Here is a 16,778-nt window from a genome sequence, read left to right as displayed (position 1 = left end):
GAAAGCCAAGGGTCAAAATTGCCAAAAGGCAGTTCGAGCAAGGCGAAAGCCTTGCTTTTTTCTTTCCTGCTTCAGAGCCCCGAGAGAGGCAATATTCCGGCGACGACCACGAGAACCGTGGCGGCGACGAGGGTCGTCCAGATCGCCTTTTCCCGCAGTGCCGGTGCGGCAGGCGCGCCCGGCTCGCTTCCCTTCACGACCTCCCCGGTCTCCGCCTGGCTGCGGACCCCGAAGGGCAGAACCGCGAAGAGAAGCGTCCACCAGATCACGAAATAAAGGGCGAGCGCGCCGCTGACGGTCAGCTCGAAGAAGCTGACCGTAACGGCGACGGCAGCGCCCGACACGGCAGCGACGATGCCGAGGGTCGCCCAGAGCGAGTCGGAAACGGTTTTGATGAGCTTTACCAAGAGCTTGTCCTCACGCCTGCTCGAGCTCGATGAGGGTGCCGTTGAAGTCCTTCGGATGCAGGAAAAGAACAGGCTTCCCATGGGCCCCGATCTTCGGCTCGCCCGAGCCGAGCACCCGCGCCCCGGTTTTTAGGAGCTGATCCCGCGCAGCTCCGATGTCCTCGACCTCGTAGCACACGTGATGGATGCCCCCATCCGGGTTCTTGTCGAGGAAGCGGGCAATGGGCGAATCCTCGCCCAAGGGCTCCAGGAGTTCCACCTTGGTGTTGGGCAGCGCGACGAACACGACCGTGACCCCGTGCTCCGCCAGCGGCTCCGGACTCGAAACCTCGGCGCCGAGGGTGTCCCGGTAGAGCCTCGATGCCGCGGCGATATCGCGAACCGCGATGGCGATGTGATTGAGACGACCGATCATCCCTGCTCCCCCTGAAGACCTCCGGGCCGAGGCTATACCTCGATCACGAGAACATGGCAGGCGGGCTTCTTGCCCCACGCCTCGTTCACCGCAGCCCGAACGGCGCGGGTCACCGCATTCTCGACCGTTTCCGGATCACGGCGCTTGGCCTTGGACAAGCCATCGAGGAGCTGGGAGACCGCATCGGCAATCAGATCGAGAATGTTCTCGCCCTGCCGGTTCTTTTCCGGCAGGCCCATAGCGTCGATGACCGGATCGCCTGCGATCTCACCGTCCTCGTCGATGGCGATGGCGACGGTGACGATGCCCGCGAAGGACAGTTTCCGACGCTCCGGAACGGCTCTCTCGCTCGCCGATGTGATAATGTTGCCGTCCTTGTAGAGGCGGCCGGCGGGCACGTTGTCGATGATCTCGGCAGGTCCCGGCGCCAGCCGCACGAGGGTGCCGTTCTTGGCGCGCACGACTTCCGGCACGCCTTGGGCGCGGGCGAATTTCGCGTGTTCGGCGAGATGCAGCGCCTCGCCATGCGCTGGAATCGCGATGCGGGGACGGGTCCACTCGTACATCTGGGCCAGTTCGCCCCGGCGCGGGTGGCCCGACACGTGGACGAGTTCCGTCCGGTCCGTGATGACCTCGATTCCCTGCTCGATCAGGCTGTTGATGATCGACCCCACGGCCTTTTCGTTGCCCGGAATGGCGCGGGACGAAAAGATCACCCGGTCGCCCTTCGACAGGGCGATGTCTGGGTGTTCGTCCTGTGCGATGCGGGCCAGGGCCGCCCGCGGCTCACCCTGGGAGCCGGTGAGGATCGCGACGACCTTGTCGCGCGGGAGGTAGCCGAAGGTCTCGGTGGAGCGGAACTCCGGCAGGCCTTCCAGGTAGCCGCACTCGTTCGCCACATCGACCACCCGGTCCATGGCGCGTCCGACGACGACCACCTCGCGCCCGCACTCCCTCGCCGCCTCCGCGACCGAGCGGATGCGCGCGACGTTGGACGCGAAGGTGGTGATGGCGACCCGGTGCGGCGCATCCTTGATGAGGGCGGCGAGATTGCGGGACACGTCGGCCTCGCTCGGGCTCACGCCGTCGCGCACCACGTTGGTGGAATCGCAGACGAGGGCTAGGACGCCTTCATCGCCCAGGGCGCGGAAGGATTCCTCGGACGTGAGGCTTCCGAGATAGGGAGTGTTGTCGAGCTTCCAGTCGCCGGTATGGACCACGAGGCCATGCGCCGTTCGGATCGCGAGGGCGTTGGATTCGGGAATCGAGTGCGCAACCGGCACGTACTCGACATCGAACGGCCCCAGATTCACCCGCTGGCCGGGCACGATCTCGTTCAGGTCGATCTTCGGAGCGTTCGCCTCGGAGAGGCGCCGCGTTTCCAGAAGGCCGATGGCGAATTTCGTGGCATAGACCGGCGCGCGCAGGCGCGGCCACATCTCGACGAGGGCGCCGATATGGTCCTCGTGGGCGTGGGTGATGAAGATGCCGAGGAGGTTCTGGCGCTCCTCCTCGATGAAGCGCAGATCCGGATAGACCAGATCGACGCCGGGAAGGTGCTCCTCGCCGCCGAAGCCCATTCCACAATCCACGAGGATCCACTGGCGGTTCAGCTCGGGCCCGAAGCCGTACAGGGCAGCGTTCATGCCGATCTCGCCGAGGCCGCCGAGAGGCAGAAACACCAGTTCGTCTTTGGAGGATGGCATCTATCAAAACCTTGTCGCGCCAGCGCCGAGCTTGGCTATATCGTGCAGCAAATTGGGAAAATAAAGGTCGCCTGCATCGATCAGTTCCACGCCGGAGGAGCTTTTCAACTGAAGGCGACCGGAACGGTCCAGACCCTCGAAGATACCGCGCTTCTCGCCGGAGGGAAGGCGCAGGGTCACCTCCTGCCCTATTCCGGCGGCGCGCTCGAGCCAAAGACGGCGAATGGGACCGAACGGATCGGCGTTGTTGTTGCGGATCGAGGCCCGCCATGCGGCATAGGTCGATGCGAAAGCGGACGAAAGGGCGGAGAAGACGTCCTCCCGCGCGAGACCCGGCCTGATCGACTCCAGCGTGGCCGCCGGATAGGGCGTATTGGTCGGCGCGAAGGCGACGTTCACGCCGAAGCCGATGACGACGGCAAGGCTGCCGCCGGCCCCGACGCGATGCCCTTCGAGCAGAAGGCCCGAGAGCTTCGCGCCGTCGAGGAGAAGATCGTTCGGCCACTTGAGAGCCAGGCGTGGGGCACCCAAAGCCGTCAGCCTCTCCGCCGCCTCGTGGAGGGCGAGGCCCGCGACGAAGCCCAGCTGCGGGGCGACCGCCGCCTCGCAGGGATCGATGAGGAGGAGGCTGGCGTAGAGATTGCCGGGCGGCGACGACCATTGTCGGCCGTGGCGCCCCCTCCCCGCATGCTGCTCGGTCGCGGTGATCCAGAGAAGGCCGGGATCTCCGGCTTTCGCTGCCTGCAGGGCGTCGTCGTTCGTGGACTCCGTCGCCTTGAGCGAGAGAAGCCGGTAGCCGGCGGCCTCAGATTCCGGCGACAGCTTCACGTCACAAGAACAGCGAGCGCGCGGCAGCGCCTGCGGCATTCACCACGGGCGCCGGAACGATCCAGAACAGGAGCACCACGGCGCTCGACACCACGAGGACGAAGCTGACGCCGGGCGCCATCGGCTCGAACCGCTCCACCGGCTCGTCGAAGTACATGACCTTGACGATGCGCAGGTAGTAATAGGCGCCGATCACGCTCGTCACCACGCCGATCACGGCCAGCGCCACCAGGTTGGCCTGGATGGCGGCGGCGAAGACGTAGAACTTGGCGAAGAAGCCGGCGAGCGGCGGAATGCCGGCGAGCGAGAACATCATCATCGCCAGGCAGAACGCCATTACCGGATGGGTGCGGGCGAGGCCGGACAGGTCGTCGATGGTCTCGAACATCACGTTGCCGCGGCGCATGCCCAGGATGACCGCGAAGGTGCCGAGCGTCATGGCCAGATAGATCGCCATGTAGATCGCCACGCCCTGGACACCCTCAGCCGTGCCGGTCGCCAGGCCGATGAGCGCGTAGCCGACGTTGCCGATGGAGGAATAGGCCATCAGGCGCTTGATGTTGCGCTGGCCGATGGCCGCGAAGGAACCGAGCGCCATGGAGGCGATCGAGATGAAGACGATGATCTGCTGCCACTGGACCAGGATGCCCGGGAAGGCATCGATGAACACGCGCGTCGCCATCGCCATGCCGGCCATCTTCGGCGCAGCGGCGAAGAACGCGGTCACCGGCGTCGGGGAGCCCTCGTACACGTCCGGGGTCCACATGTGGAACGGCACGGCCGAGATCTTGAAGGCAATGCCCGCGGCGACGAAGACGAGGCCGAAGATCGCGCCGTTGCCCACATTGCCCTGAAGCACGGAAGCGATGACCGGGAACGACACGCTGCCGGTGAAGCCATAGACCAAGGACGCGCCGTAGAGCAGCATGCCCGAGGACAGGGCGCCGAGGACGAAGTATTTCAGGCCGGCCTCGGTGGAGCGCACGTTGTCCCGATCGAAGGCTGCGATGACGTAGGACGACAGGCTGAGCAGTTCGAGGCCGAGGTAAAGGGCGATGAGATCATTCGCCGAGATCACCATCAGCATGCCGATGGTGGAGAGCACGATCAGGATCGGATACTCGAACCGGGCGATCCGCTCGCGGCGCATGTAGTCCATGGAGAGGATGACGCCGCAGGCCGAGGCGATCAGCGTCAGGCTCTTCATGAACTTGGCGAAGCCGTCGACCACGAAGGAGCCGGCCATCGTCTCGACCCGCTCCGACGGAAGCATCAGCACCGCCAGGAAGGCGACGGCGAGAAGCGCCAGGGCGATGACGTTCATGCCCTCCACCGAGCGCTCGCCACGGAACGCGCCGAACAGGATGAGGACGAGCACGCCGACGGCGAGGATGATTTCCGGCAGCAGAGGACCGAAGGCAGGGATGGTGAAGGCGGGGTTCATCATGGCCTCAGTGTGCGGCAACAGCCGCCGTTTTCACGGTTTGGAGCGCGACCTCGTAGCCCCGCAGGAGGGCATCCGTCGGCGCGGCAAAGGCATCGAGGATCGGGCCGGGATGCACGCCGTAATAGATGACGAGCAGCACGAGCGGTGCGAAAGTGATGATCTCACGGCGGTTGAGGTCGGTGATACCCTGCAGGCTCGGCTTGTCGAGCACCCCATAGACCACGCGCCGGTAGAGCCAGAGCGCATAGGCCGCCGAGAGGATGACGCCGGTGGTGGCGAGGAACGACACCCAGGTATTGGCCCGGAAGGCACCCATCAGGGACAGGAACTCGCCCACGAAGCTCGACGTGCCCGGCAGGCCCACATTGGCCATGGTGAAGATCAGGAACACGACCGCGTAGAGCGGCATCCGGTTCACCAGGCCGCCATAAGCCCGGATCTCGCGGGTGTGCATCCGATCGTAGATGACGCCGACGCAGAGGAAGAGCGCGCCGGACACGAGACCGTGCGAGATCATCGTGAACATGGCGCCCTGGATGCCCTGGGGGTTCATGCTGAACAGGCCCATGGTCACGAAGCCCATGTGGGACACGGACGAATAGGCGATGAGCTTCTTCATGTCCTCCTGCATCAGGGCGACCAGCGAGGTGTAGATGATCGCGATGACCGAAAGGGCGAAGACCAGCGGCGCGAAATAGACGGAAGCCTCCGGGAACATGGGCAGGGACACGCGGATGAAGCCGTAGCCGCCCATCTTCAGGAGAACGCCCGCCAGGATGACGGACCCCGCCGTCGGCGCTTCCACGTGCGCGTCCGGCAGCCAGGTATGGACCGGCCACATGGGCATCTTCACCGCGAAGGAGGCGAAGAAGGCCAGCCACAGCCACGTCTGCAGGTTCGCCGGGAAGTCGTAGGCGAGCAGGGTCGGGATGTCGGTGGTGCCGGCGGTCCAGTACATGGCCATGATGGCCAGAAGCATCAGAACCGAGCCGAGGAGCGTGTAGAGGAAGAACTTGAAGCTGGCGTAGATGCGCCGCTTGCCGCCCCAGATGCCGATGATGAGGAACATCGGAATGAGGCCCGCCTCGAAGAACAGGTAGAACAGCACCAGGTCGAGGGCGGAGAACACGCCGATCATCGTGGTCTCGAGGACCAGGAAGGCGACGAAATATTCCTTCACCCGGTGCTCGATGGATTCCCACGATGCCAGGATGCAGAACGGCATCAGGAAGGTCGTGAGCAGGATGAGCGGCATCGAGAAGCCGTCCACGCCGAGCTTGAACCGGATGGTCTCGGCCAGCCAGGTGTGGCTCTCGACGAGCTGGAACGACGACGACGCCGTGTCGAACCGCCCCCAGGCAACAAGGGACAGCAGGAAGGTCACGGCCGTGGTCGCGAGAGCCGCCCAGCGCGCATTGGACCGGGCCGCCTCGCTGTCTCCGCGGAGCAGGAGGATGAAGGCCGCCCCGACCAGAGGCAGGATCAATAGGCCGGAGAGAATGCCGAACCCGAGCATCAGTGCGCTCCCCTGAAGAGATAGAAGGTCACGAGAGCGGCAACGCCGATCAGCATGGCAAAGGCATAGTGGTAGAGATAGCCCGTCTGGATGCGGACCACGCCACGGGTGACGTCGAGCACGCGGGCAGAGATGCCGTCGGGACCGAGGCCGTCGATGATCCGCTGGTCGCCCGTGCGCCAGAAGAAGCGGCCGATCCACATGGCGGGGCGCACGAAGATCGCGTCATAGAGCTCGTCGAAGTACCACTTGTTGAGCAGGAAGCGGTAGAGGATCGGATGATCCGCCGCGAGCTTCGCCGGCTGCTTGGCATCGATGATGTACATGTAGACCGCCAGCAGGAAGCCGAGGATCATCATCACGGTCGGCAGCAGCGGCACCCAGCCCGGGAGATGGTGCATCTCCTCGAGGATGTGGTTCTCCGGACGGGTGAAGATCGCACCCTTCCAGAACTCCTGATAGCCCTCGCCGATGAAGGCGTTGTGGAAGAGGATGCCTGCGACCAGGGCTCCCACGGCCAGCACGACCAGCGGGATCAGCATGACGAGCGGGCTCTCGTGGGGTGTGTGATCCCCATGGTGGCCGTGCTCATGGTCCGCATGGTGGGCGGGCTCCACGTCCCGGCTGCGCTCGTCGTGCTCCACGCCCTCATGGTCGTGGGGCGCATGAGCATGATGCCCGTGGTGGCCCCAGCGGGCGCTGCCCTCGAAGGTGAGGAAGAACAGGCGCCAGGAATAGAACGAGGTCATGAAGGCGGCGATGACCGTCGCCAGGAAGGCGAAGGAGCCCGCGGAGGAATGGGCCGCGTAGGCCGCCTCGATCACCGCGTCCTTCGAATAGTAGCCGGCGGTGAACGGGAAACCCGTGAGCGCAAGGGTGCCGATCGCCATCATCGTCGTGGTGAACGGGATGTAGCGGCGCAGGGCGCCCATGTGCCGCATGTCCTGCTCATGGTGCATGGCGTGGATGACCGAGCCGGCCCCGAGGAAGAGCAGCGCCTTGAAGAAGGCATGGGTGAAGAGGTGGAACACGCCCACGCTGTAGGCGCCCACGCCCAGCGCCACGAACATGTAGCCGAGCTGCGAGCAGGTCGAATAGGCGATGACGCGCTTGATGTCGTTCTGGACCAGACCGACGGTCGCGGCGAAGAAGGCTGTGATGCCGCCGATGACGGTCACGACCGTGAGAGCCGTCGGAGCGAACTCGAAGACCGGCGACAGGCGCGCGACCATGAAGACGCCGGCCGTGACCATGGTGGCGGCATGGATGAGCGCGGAGACCGGGGTCGGGCCTTCCATCGCGTCCGGCAGCCAGGTGTGCAGCAGGAACTGGGCCGACTTGCCCATGGCGCCCATGAAGAGCAGCAGACAGGCGATGGTCAGGGCGTGCCACTCGACGCCGAGGAACATGAACCGGCTCTCGGCGAACTCGGCCACGCGCGGGAAGATCTGGTCGAAGGAGACGCTGTTGAACAGCACGAAAAGGGTGAAGATGCCGAGAAGGAAGCCGAAATCGCCCACGCGGTTGACGATGAAGGCCTTCATGGCGGCCGCGTTGGCCGAGTCCTTCTGGTACCAGAAGCCGATCAGCAGGTAGCTGGCGAGACCCACGCCTTCCCAGCCGAAGAACATCTGGACCAGGTTGTCGGCGGTCACCAGCATGAGCATGGCGAAGGTGAACAGCGACAGATAGGCGAAGAACCGGGGACGGTGCGGGTCCTCGTGCATGTAGCCCATGGAATAGAGGTGCACGAGGGCCGAAACCGTGTTCACCACGATCAGCATGACGGCCGTGAGCGTGTCGATCCGGAAGGCCCAGTCGACCACGAGGTCACCGGATGCCATCCACTGGGCCACCTGGACCCGGGTCGCGCCCGAGCCGAACCCGACCTGGATGAAGGCGACCCAGGACAGGGCCGCGGCGACAAAGAGCAAGCCGGTTGTGATCAGCTCGCTCGGACGGGCGCCGAGGACACGGCCGAACATGCCTGCGATGAGGAAGCCGACGAGCGGCAGAAAGACGATTGCGTGATACATTGTCGTTTACTTCGCCGGTCGGGCGTTTAGCCCCTCATCATGTTGACATCTTCAACCGCGATGGAGCCGCGGTTGCGGAAGAAGACCACCAGAATGGCAAGGCCGATGGCCGCCTCCGCCGCCGCCACCGTGAGGATCAGCAGCGCGAAGACCTGGCCGACGATGTCGTTCATGTGGGTCGAGAAGGCCACCATGTTGATGTTCACGGCGAGCAGGATCAGCTCGATCGACATCAGGATGACGATCACGTTCTTCCGGTTGATGAAGATGCCGAAGACGCCGAGCGTGAAGAGCACAGCGGCGACGGTGAGATAATGACCAAGGCCGATGACCATCGCGTGTCTCCCTTAGATGCCCTGGCGGAAGGGAACCTTCCGCACCTCGACCGCAGTCTCCTGCGTCCGGGCGTTCTGTTTCGAAATGTCCTGGCGACGGACACCGACGCGCTCACGCAGGGTGAGCACGATGGCGCCGATCATGGCCACCAGCAGGATCAGGCCGGCCGCCTGGAAGAAGTAGAAATAGCGGGTGTAGAGCACGAGGCCGAGCGCCTCGGTATTCGTGACCACCTCGGCCGGCGGGATCGGCACGGCGGAAGTCCGGATCAGACCCGGGTCGACCACATAGGTGCCGATCACCAGCACCAGCTCGAGCAGGAACACGATGCCGATGAGCCCGCCCACGGGCAGGTACTGCAGGAAGCCCTGGCGCAGCTCGGCGAAATCCACGTCGAGCATCATGACGACGAAGAGGAAGAGCACCGCCACCGCGCCCACATAGACGATGACCAGGATCATCGCCAGGAACTCGGCCCCCATCATCAGGAAGAGCCCCGCCGCATTGACGAAGGCGAGGATGAGGAAAAGCACCGACTGTACGGGATTGCGCGAGGCGATCACCATGAAGCCCGAGGCGACGGTGATCGTCGCGAAGAGGTAAAAGAAGGCAGCGGTAACCGTCATGCTTCAAGCTCAAGCCGCAAGGAGCGGCCCCTTCCGACGTGGCTGCCGGAGAATCCGGCGGGCCTGTCTATAATTTCCGAATCCGGGCGGGACAACCCGCCCGAGCTGTTTGCCCCCTGCCCTTTTCCGGCAGGGGACGCGCTCAGACGTAGGGGGCGTTCTTCGCGATGTTCCTCGCGATCTCGCGCTCCCACCGCTCGCCGTTCGCGAGAAGCTTGGCCTTGTCGTAGTAGAGCTCCTCGCGGGTCTCCACCGAGAACTCGAAATTCGGGCCCTCGACGATGGCATCGACCGGGCAGGCCTCCTGGCACATGCCGCAATAGATGCACTTCACCATGTCGATGTCGTAGCGGGTCGTGCGGCGCGTGCCGTCGTTCCGGCGCGGACCGGCCTCGATGGTGATGGCCTGGGCCGGGCAGATGGCTTCGCAGAGCTTGCAGGCGATGCAGCGCTCTTCCCCGTTGGGGTAGCGGCGCAGCGCGTGCTCGCCGCGGAAGCGGGGCCCGCGATGGCTCATCTCGAAGGGATAGTTGATGGTCGCCTTCGGCTTGAAGAAGTACTTCACGGTGAGGATGAACCCCGCCACGAACTCCTGCAGAAGAAGGGACTTTGCGACTTGATCGAGCTTCATTTCGCCGATCTCCGTTAGCGCATGCCCGGCGCGGTGCCGGTGAGCATCAGAACACCCGCCACGATGACGACCATTGCCAGCGACAGCGGCAGGAACACCTTCCAACCCAGGCGCATGAGCTGGTCGTAGCGGTAGCGTGGCACCAGGGCTTTCACCATGGCGATGAGGAGGAACAGGAAGCTGGCCTTCAGGACGAACCAGATCACGCCGGGCACCCAGGTGAAGGGCGCGAACGGGATCGGGGACAGCCAACCGCCGAGGAACAGGATCGTGCCGAGCGCGCACATGGTCATGATCGCCACGTACTCGCCGAGCATGAAGAGCAGGTACGGGGTCGAGGAATACTCGACCATGTAGCCGGCCACGAGCTCCGATTCCGCCTCGGGAAGGTCGAAGGGCGGACGGTTCGTCTCGGCCATGGCCGAGATGAAGAAGATCACGAACATCGGGAACAGCGGCAGCCAGTACCAGCCCAGGATGCCGAGGGCGGTGTTCTGGGACTCGACGATGGCCGACAGGTTCAGGGTGCCGGCGCACATGAGCACCGTCACGATGACGAAGCCGATGGAGACTTCGTAGGACACCATCTGCGCCGCCGAGCGGAGTGCGCCCAGGAACGGATATTTCGAGTTCGAGGCCCAGCCGCCCATGATGACGCCGTAGACGCCGAGCGACGAGATGGCGAAGATGTAGAGGACGCCCACGTTGATGTCGGCAATCGCCCAGCCCGCATTGAGCGGGATCACGGCCCAGGCCGCGAGCGAGAGCGTACACATCAGGAGCGGCGCCAGCAGGAACATGCCCTTGTTGGCCGAGGACGGGATCACCGGCTCCTTCAGCACGAACTTGAGCAGGTCCGCGAAGGACTGGAGCAGCCCCCAGGGGCCGACCACGTTCGGGCCGCGGCGCAGCTGCACCGCCGCCCAGACCTTGCGGTCGGCATAAAGCGCGTAGGCGATGAAGACGAGCAGCGCGACCAGCATGAGCAGGCTCTTGCCCAGCATGATCGCGACCGCGAGGAAGATATCTCCGAATTCCATGATCCGATCCTCTTACTCGGCCGCCTCGAGCCGCAGCTCACGGGCGAGCGCGGAGCACTCGGCCATGACGCCGGAGGCGCGGGCGATCGGGTTGGTGAGGTAGAAGTCCTTGACGGGGCTTGCGAACGGATCGCGGCCGGGAGCGCCGCCGATTCCGGCCAGGGCCTGAACGGCAGACGCCACATCCGCTTCCGTGATGTCCTCGACCGCGGCGAAATGCGGATACTCGGCATAGAGCCGCGCCCGCAGAGCGTTGAGGGAGTCGAAGGGCAGGCGTTGGCCCAGCACGTCCGACAGGGCGCGCAGGATGGCCCAATCCTCACGGGCCTCGCCCGGAGCGAAGGCCGCCCGGTTCGCCATCTGCACCCGGCCCTCCGTGTTCACGAAGGTGCCCGACTTCTCCGTATAGGTCGCTCCTGGCAGAATCACGTCGGCGCGGTGGGCGCCGCGGTCACCGTGGGTGCCCTGGTAGATCACGAAGGCGCCGGGCGCGATGTCGATCTCGTCAGCACCGAGGTTGAACAGAACGTCGACGCCGCCCTGCGCCATGGCCTGGGCGGTGATGCCGCCCTCGCCCGGCACGAAGCCGACATCGAGCGCGCCGACCCGCGCCGCCGCCGTATGGAGAACCGAGAAGCCGTTCCAGCCTTCCTTCACCGCGCCTATGCTCTGGGCGATCTGGGCCGCGAGGGAGAGCACCGCAAGGCCGTCGGGACGGATGAGCGCCCCCTGCCCCACGATGATGAGCGGACGCTCGGCGCCCTTCAGCTTCTCGGCGAAGCTGTGGCGGCCACCCAGGAGATCGGAAAGGGTCTCGGGGCCGGCCCCGAGATACTCGTAGTCATAGGTGAGGTCCGGGTTCTCGCCGATCATGGCGATGGGCAGCGGAGCCACGCGCCAGCGCTTGCGGATGCGCACGTTGACGAGCGACGCCTCGATGCGCGGGTTCGCCCCCACGATCAGGATCGCGTCCGCATCCTCGATGCCCGCGATGGTGGAGTTGAAGAGATAGGAGCCGCGGCCATAGGCCGGGGACAGGACCGTGCCGTCCTGGCGCGCATCCGTGTTCGTCACGCCGAGGCTCTGCATGAGGAGCTTGAGAGCATAAAGCTCCTCGACCGCCGCGAGATCTCCCGCGATGGCGCCGATGCGCTTGGCGTCGGTGTTCAGCAGACGGTTGCCGATGACGCCGAACGCCTCCTGCCAGGAGGCGGGACGCAGGCGGCCGTTCTCGCGCACGAAGGGGCGGTCCAGGCGCTGGAGACGTAGGCCGTCCACGATCTGGCGGGTCTTGTCGGAGATCCACTCCTCGTTCACCGCCTCGTTGATGCGCGGAAGGATGCGCATGACCTCGCGGCCACGGGAATCGACGCGGATGGAGGAGCCCACCGCATCCATGACGTCGACGGAATCGGTCTTCGTCAGCTCCCAGGGGCGGTAATGGTAGGATTCCGGCTTGTGGGTGAGCGCGCCCACCGGGCAGAGATCGGCCACGTTGGCCTGAAGCTCCGAGCCCAGCGCCTTCTCGAGATAGCTGGTGATCTCCATGTCCTCGCCGCGCCAGAGGGCGCCGAGGTCCTCCACGCCCGCCACCTCGGTGGTGAAGCGGACGCAGCGGGTGCAGTGAATGCACCGGTTCATGGAGGTGCGCACGAGCGGGCCGAGATACTTGTCGGTCACCGCGCGCTTGTTCTCGTGGAAGCGGCTGGTGTCGACGCCATAGGCCATGGCCTGGTCCTGCAGGTCGCACTGGCCGCCCTGGTCGCAGATCGGGCAGTCGAGCGGGTGGTTGATGAGCAGGAACTCCATCACCCCTTCGCGCGCCTTCTTGACCGTCGGCGACTTGGTCAGGACCTCCGGCGGCTCGCCGTTGGGACCCGGACGGCAGTCGCGCACGCCCCAGGCGCAGGACGCGACCGGCTTCGGCGCACCCTTCACCTCGACGAGGCACATGCGGCAGTTGCCGGCGATCGAGAGCCGCTCGTGGAAGCAGAAACGCGGGATCTCCGCCCCGGCCGCCTCGGCGGCTTGGAGCAGCGTGTATTCCGCAGGAACGTCTACCTCGACGCCATCAACGATGATTTTCGCCATCTTTCTCTCACTCCGCCGCGATCATGACGGATTCTGAATGCGGGTTCGCCGCGTAGTCGTCGATGCGCTTCTCGATCTCGTGCCGGAAGTGCCGGATCAGGCCCTGGACCGGCCAGGCCGCCGCATCTCCGAGGGCGCAGATGGTGTGGCCTTCGATCTGGGTCGACACCTCGAGAAGCATGTCGATTTCGCGCTTCTGGGCGCGGCCTTCGGCCATGCGGGTAAGCACGCGCCACATCCAGCCCGTGCCCTCGCGGCACGGCGTGCACTGGCCGCAGCTCTCGTGCTTGTAGAAGTACGAGATGCGGGCGATGGCGCGGACGATGTCCGTGGACTTGTCCATCACGATCACGGCCGCGGTGCCGAGACCCGAGCGCAGGCCGCGCAGGGTGTCGAAGTCCATATGCGCGTCCACGATCTGCTCGGCCGGAACCAGCGGAACCGAGGAGCCGCCGGGGATGACCGCCAGCAGGTTGTCCCAGCCGCCGCGGATGCCGCCGCAATGGCGGTCGACCAGCTCACGGAAGGTGAGGCCCATCTCCTCTTCCACGTTGCAGGGCTTGTTCACATGGCCCGACACGCAGAAGAGCTTGGTGCCGACGTTGTTCGGCCGGCCGATGCCGGAGAACCAGGCGGCGCCGCGGCGCAGAATGGTGCCGGCGACGGCGATCGACTCCACGTTGTTGACCGTGGTGGGGCAGCCGTAGAGGCCCATATTGGCCGGGAACGGCGGCTTCAGGCGCGGCATGCCCTTCTTGCCTTCCATGCTCTCGATGAGCGCCGTCTCCTCGCCGCAGATGTAAGCGCCTGCGCCGTGGTGGACGTAAAGGTCGAAGGGATAGCCGTGGATATTGTCCTTGCCGATGAGCCTGGCGGCATAAGCCTCGTCCACCGCCCGCTGGAGCGCATGCCGCTCGGCGATGTACTCGCCGCGGATGTAGATGTAGGCGGCATGGGCGCCCATGGCGAAGGAGGCGAGGAGGCAGCCCTCGACGAGGAGATGCGGATCGTTCCGCATGATCTCCCGGTCCTTACAGGTGCCCGGCTCCGATTCGTCCGCGTTCACCACGAGGTAATGCGGGCGTCCGTCCGACTTCTTCGGCATGAAGGACCATTTCAGGCCCGTGGGGAAGCCCGCGCCGCCGCGGCCGCGCAGTCCCGACGCCTTCATCTCGTCGATGATCCAGTCCCGCCCCTTTTCGAGCAGGAACTTCGTGCCGTCCCACGCGCCGCGCATCTTCGCGGCCTCGAGGTCGGGCGAGTGGAAACCGTAAAGGTTGGTGAAGATGCGATCTCTGTCCTGAAGCATTCCCGATCACTCCATCAGGACGTCTTGTTGTCTTTGTCGACGACCACGTCCGGCTTGCTCTCGCTGCCGTCGCGACGGGTCTCGGCGTGTGAAGGCGGCGTTCCGGCGATCGGCGTGGTCGGGCTTTCGGCCACGGGGGCACCCTCTTCCGGCTTCGACGGCATCGCCACGTAGGACTTGCTGCTCTGGGGAGCCGGCTTGTCGGCCTCGTCCTTCCGCGGCTCGACGGCCGTGGCCCGGTCCTTGGAGGCCGCATCCGCCCGGTCCTTCTCGTCGATCGGAGGCTTGCCCTCGGCGACGCGATTGGCAGGCGTTTCGATCACCCGGCCGATGGCCCGGCCCGAGTCCGGCTTTCCGGCGCGCGGATTCTCGGCAGCGCGCTGCTCGAGCCCCGGGGCTTCCGTCGGGCCTTCCTGCGCGGTCTCCTCGAAACGCTTGCGCCAGGCCCCGACGACGGAACCGTCATAGAGCGACGGATCCTGAAGGGTGTTGACGGCCTCGTACGGCTCCGAGGTGCGGCGTCCGATCTGGGAGCCCGTCTTCACCGGGCGTCCGGCGGCGAGGTCGTTGAGGAGCTTCTCGAAGTTCTGAGGGGTCAGATCCTCGTAGTAGTCGTCGTTGATCTGCACCATCGGCGCATTGCAGCACGCGCCCAGGCACTCGACTTCGAGCCAGGAGAAGTTCCCGTCCGCCGACACGTGGCCGGAATCGCCGACGCGGGCCTGGAGCACCTTCTTGATCTCGCCCGCGCCGCGCAGGGCGCAGGGGGTCGTGCCGCAGAACTGGATGAAATACTTTCCAACCGGCTCCAGGTTGAACATCGTGTAGAAGGTCGCCACTTCCATGACGCGGATCGGCGCCATGTCGAGCTTGGCCGCGACGGCCTCGATGGCTTTCCGGGGCAGCCAGCCGCCCGCCTGCTCCTGGGCGCGCCACAGGAGTGCGATCACCGCCGAAGCCTGGCGGCCCGGTGGGTACTTGGCGATCTGCTGATCCGCAAAAGCTTCGTTCTCGGGCGAGAACGCGAAGCTCTTGGGCTGCAACTCTTCAGGCGCGAGCTTACGAACGGCCATTCACTCTTCTCCTCATCGGCATGGCCGGGCACAGGCCCGGCCATCCACGACTTGAACTTCTCTGCCTCGCCTTTCGGGCGCGGATGCCAGACCGGTCGTCGGGCTGGCGCTGAACTTTTACCGGTCCACTTCGCCGAACACGATGTCGAGCGAACCCAGGACGCCTGCGACGTCGGCCAGCATGTGGCCGCGGCACATGAAGTCCATGCCCTGAAGGTGGGCGAATCCCGGGGCACGGATCCGGCAGCGATACGCCTTGTTGGTGCCGTCGGACACCAGGTACACGCCGAACTCGCCCTTCGGAGCCTCGACGGCGGCATAGACCTCGCCCGCGGGGACGTGGAAGCCTTCCGTGTAGAGCTTGAAGTGATGGATCAGCGCCTCCATGGAGCGCTTCATGTCCTTGCGGGACGGCGGCGCGACCTTTCCGTCGAGGGTGGCGACGGGCCCCTGCCCGTCCGGCGCACGCAGCTTGGCGATGCACTGGCGCATGATACGCACGCTCTGGCGCATTTCCTCCATGCGGATGACCTGACGGTCGTAGTTGTCGCCGTTCTTGCCGACGGGGATGTCGAATTCCAGTTCCTCGTAGCACTCGTAGGGCTGCGACTTGCGCAGGTCCCACGGAACGCCGCAGCTGCGCACGAGCGGACCGGAGAAGCCCCAGGCCCAGCAATCGTCGAGCGTGATGGTGCCGATATCGACGTTGCGCTGCTTGAAGATGCGGCTGTTCATCACGAGCGTGTCGAGATCGTCGAGCACGTTCAGGAACGGGTCGCAGAACGCCTCGATGTCGTCGATCAGCTCGGGCTGAATGTCCATGCTCACGCCGCCGGGGCGGAAATAGTTCGCGTGCATCCGCGAGCCCGAGACGCGCTCATAGAAGATCATGAGCTTCTCGCGCTCCTCGAACCCCCACAGAGGCGGCGTGAGGGCTCCCACGTCCATGGCCTGCGTGGTGACGTTGAGAAGGTGCGACAGCAGACGGCTGATCTCGAGGAACAGCACGCGGATCAGCTGGGCGCGCCGCGGCACCTGGATGCCGAGCAGCTTCTCGATCGCTAGGCAGTAGGCGTGCTCCTGCGACATCGGCGCGACGTAGTCGAGCCGGTCGAAATAGGGGTTCGCCTGAACGTAGGTCTTGTACTCGATCAGCTTCTCGGTGCCGCGATGGAGCAGGCCGATATGCGGATCGACGCGCTCGACCACCTCGCCGTCCAGCTCCAGCACGAGGCGCAGAACGCCGTGCGCCGCCGGATGCTGCGGGCCGAAATTGATCGTGAAGTTGCGGATATTATGCTCGCCCATGGAAGATCC

Annotated in this window: 15 protein-coding genes; all 15 read right to left on the bottom strand. The window is 65.3% G+C overall.

Annotated elements, in window-relative coordinates:
- Positions 1-71: 71 nt before the first annotated feature.
- Positions 72-407 carry a DUF1467 family protein gene (locus tag ACFOYU_RS15000; RefSeq protein ID WP_226740974.1) on the bottom strand — a complete coding sequence of 112 codons (336 nt, stop codon included), beginning with the start codon at positions 405-407 and terminating at the stop codon, positions 72-74.
- 10 nt (positions 408-417) lie between these two features.
- Positions 418-822, bottom strand: coding sequence for a methylmalonyl-CoA epimerase (gene mce / locus ACFOYU_RS14995; protein ID WP_226740971.1), 405 nt, complete (start codon positions 820-822; stop codon positions 418-420).
- 32 nt (positions 823-854) lie between these two features.
- Positions 855-2,528, bottom strand: a complete 1,674-nt coding sequence (locus ACFOYU_RS14990) for a ribonuclease J (protein ID WP_226740968.1) — start codon at positions 2,526-2,528, stop codon at positions 855-857.
- Between the two features lie 3 nt (positions 2,529-2,531).
- Entirely contained in the window at positions 2,532-3,356 is an 825-nt protein-coding gene (locus ACFOYU_RS14985) for a biotin--[acetyl-CoA-carboxylase] ligase (protein ID WP_377034207.1), read from the bottom strand.
- 1 nt (position 3,357) lies between these two features.
- A complete protein-coding gene (gene nuoN, locus ACFOYU_RS14980) occupies positions 3,358-4,800 on the bottom strand; it encodes an NADH-quinone oxidoreductase subunit NuoN (protein WP_377034225.1) in 1,443 nt (480 codons plus the stop codon).
- Positions 4,801-4,807: 7 nt separating this feature from the next.
- Entirely contained in the window at positions 4,808-6,319 is a 1,512-nt protein-coding gene (locus tag ACFOYU_RS14975) for an NADH-quinone oxidoreductase subunit M (RefSeq protein WP_377034206.1), read from the bottom strand.
- A complete protein-coding gene (gene nuoL, locus ACFOYU_RS14970; RefSeq protein WP_377034205.1) occupies positions 6,319-8,355 on the bottom strand; it encodes an NADH-quinone oxidoreductase subunit L in 2,037 nt (678 codons plus the stop codon). Before nuoL ends, ACFOYU_RS14975 begins: the two co-directional genes overlap by 1 nt.
- Before the next feature lie 26 nt (positions 8,356-8,381).
- Entirely contained in the window at positions 8,382-8,690 is a 309-nt protein-coding gene (gene nuoK / locus ACFOYU_RS14965) for an NADH-quinone oxidoreductase subunit NuoK (protein WP_114771644.1), read from the bottom strand.
- A 12-nt stretch (positions 8,691-8,702) separates the two neighbouring features.
- On the bottom strand, positions 8,703-9,317 hold the full coding sequence (locus ACFOYU_RS14960; protein ID WP_226740943.1) for an NADH-quinone oxidoreductase subunit J: 615 nt from the start codon (positions 9,315-9,317) through the stop codon (positions 8,703-8,705).
- Positions 9,318-9,459: 142 nt separating this feature from the next.
- The gene (gene nuoI / locus ACFOYU_RS14955; protein WP_226740939.1) at positions 9,460-9,948 is read right to left on the bottom strand and encodes an NADH-quinone oxidoreductase subunit NuoI; all 489 of its coding nucleotides are present in this window, start codon (positions 9,946-9,948) and stop codon (positions 9,460-9,462) included.
- Between the two features lie 14 nt (positions 9,949-9,962).
- Entirely contained in the window at positions 9,963-10,988 is a 1,026-nt protein-coding gene (nuoH, locus tag ACFOYU_RS14950; RefSeq protein WP_226740936.1) for an NADH-quinone oxidoreductase subunit NuoH, read from the bottom strand.
- 12 nt (positions 10,989-11,000) lie between these two features.
- The gene (nuoG, locus tag ACFOYU_RS14945) at positions 11,001-13,079 is read right to left on the bottom strand and encodes an NADH-quinone oxidoreductase subunit NuoG (RefSeq protein ID WP_377034204.1); all 2,079 of its coding nucleotides are present in this window, start codon (positions 13,077-13,079) and stop codon (positions 11,001-11,003) included.
- Positions 13,080-13,086: 7 nt separating this feature from the next.
- A complete protein-coding gene (gene nuoF / locus ACFOYU_RS14940; RefSeq protein WP_226740931.1) occupies positions 13,087-14,388 on the bottom strand; it encodes an NADH-quinone oxidoreductase subunit NuoF in 1,302 nt (433 codons plus the stop codon).
- A gap of 14 nt (positions 14,389-14,402) precedes the next feature.
- Complete coding sequence (gene nuoE, locus ACFOYU_RS14935; protein WP_377034203.1) at positions 14,403-15,461, bottom strand: NADH-quinone oxidoreductase subunit NuoE; 1,059 nt, start codon at positions 15,459-15,461, stop codon at positions 14,403-14,405.
- 117 nt (positions 15,462-15,578) lie between these two features.
- Positions 15,579-16,769, bottom strand: coding sequence for an NADH-quinone oxidoreductase subunit D (locus tag ACFOYU_RS14930; RefSeq protein ID WP_226740927.1), 1,191 nt, complete (start codon positions 16,767-16,769; stop codon positions 15,579-15,581).
- Positions 16,770-16,778 lie beyond the last annotated feature (9 nt).

The organism is Microvirga sp. GCM10011540 (assembly GCF_042650665.1).
Classification (GTDB): domain Bacteria; phylum Pseudomonadota; class Alphaproteobacteria; order Rhizobiales; family Beijerinckiaceae; genus Microvirga; species Microvirga lenta.
The sequence above is the reverse complement of the archived record's forward strand: the minus strand, read 5'-3'. Positions and strand labels throughout refer to the sequence as shown.

Excerpts from the sequence above, each read along its gene's own strand:
- mce (WP_226740971.1), bottom strand. The coding sequence starts at position 822 with ATGATCGGTCGTCTCAATCACATCGCCATCGCGGTTCGCGATATCGCC.
- ACFOYU_RS14990 (WP_226740968.1), bottom strand. The coding sequence starts at position 2,528 with ATGCCATCCTCCAAAGACGAACTGGTGTTTCTGCCTCTCGGCGGCCTC.
- nuoN (WP_377034225.1), bottom strand. The coding sequence starts at position 4,800 with ATGAACCCCGCCTTCACCATCCCTGCCTTCGGTCCTCTGCTGCCGGAA.
- ACFOYU_RS14975 (WP_377034206.1), bottom strand. The coding sequence starts at position 6,319 with ATGCTCGGGTTCGGCATTCTCTCCGGCCTATTGATCCTGCCTCTGGTC.
- nuoL (WP_377034205.1), bottom strand. The coding sequence starts at position 8,355 with ATGTATCACGCAATCGTCTTTCTGCCGCTCGTCGGCTTCCTCATCGCA.
- nuoK (WP_114771644.1), bottom strand. The coding sequence starts at position 8,690 with ATGGTCATCGGCCTTGGTCATTATCTCACCGTCGCCGCTGTGCTCTTC.
- ACFOYU_RS14960 (WP_226740943.1), bottom strand. The coding sequence starts at position 9,317 with ATGACGGTTACCGCTGCCTTCTTTTACCTCTTCGCGACGATCACCGTC.
- nuoI (WP_226740939.1), bottom strand. The coding sequence starts at position 9,948 with ATGAAGCTCGATCAAGTCGCAAAGTCCCTTCTTCTGCAGGAGTTCGTG.
- nuoH (WP_226740936.1), bottom strand. The coding sequence starts at position 10,988 with ATGGAATTCGGAGATATCTTCCTCGCGGTCGCGATCATGCTGGGCAAG.
- nuoG (WP_377034204.1), bottom strand. The coding sequence starts at position 13,079 with ATGGCGAAAATCATCGTTGATGGCGTCGAGGTAGACGTTCCTGCGGAA.
- nuoF (WP_226740931.1), bottom strand. The coding sequence starts at position 14,388 with ATGCTTCAGGACAGAGATCGCATCTTCACCAACCTTTACGGTTTCCAC.
- nuoE (WP_377034203.1), bottom strand. The coding sequence starts at position 15,461 with ATGGCCGTTCGTAAGCTCGCGCCTGAAGAGTTGCAGCCCAAGAGCTTC.
- ACFOYU_RS14930 (WP_226740927.1), bottom strand. The coding sequence starts at position 16,769 with ATGGGCGAGCATAATATCCGCAACTTCACGATCAATTTCGGCCCGCAG.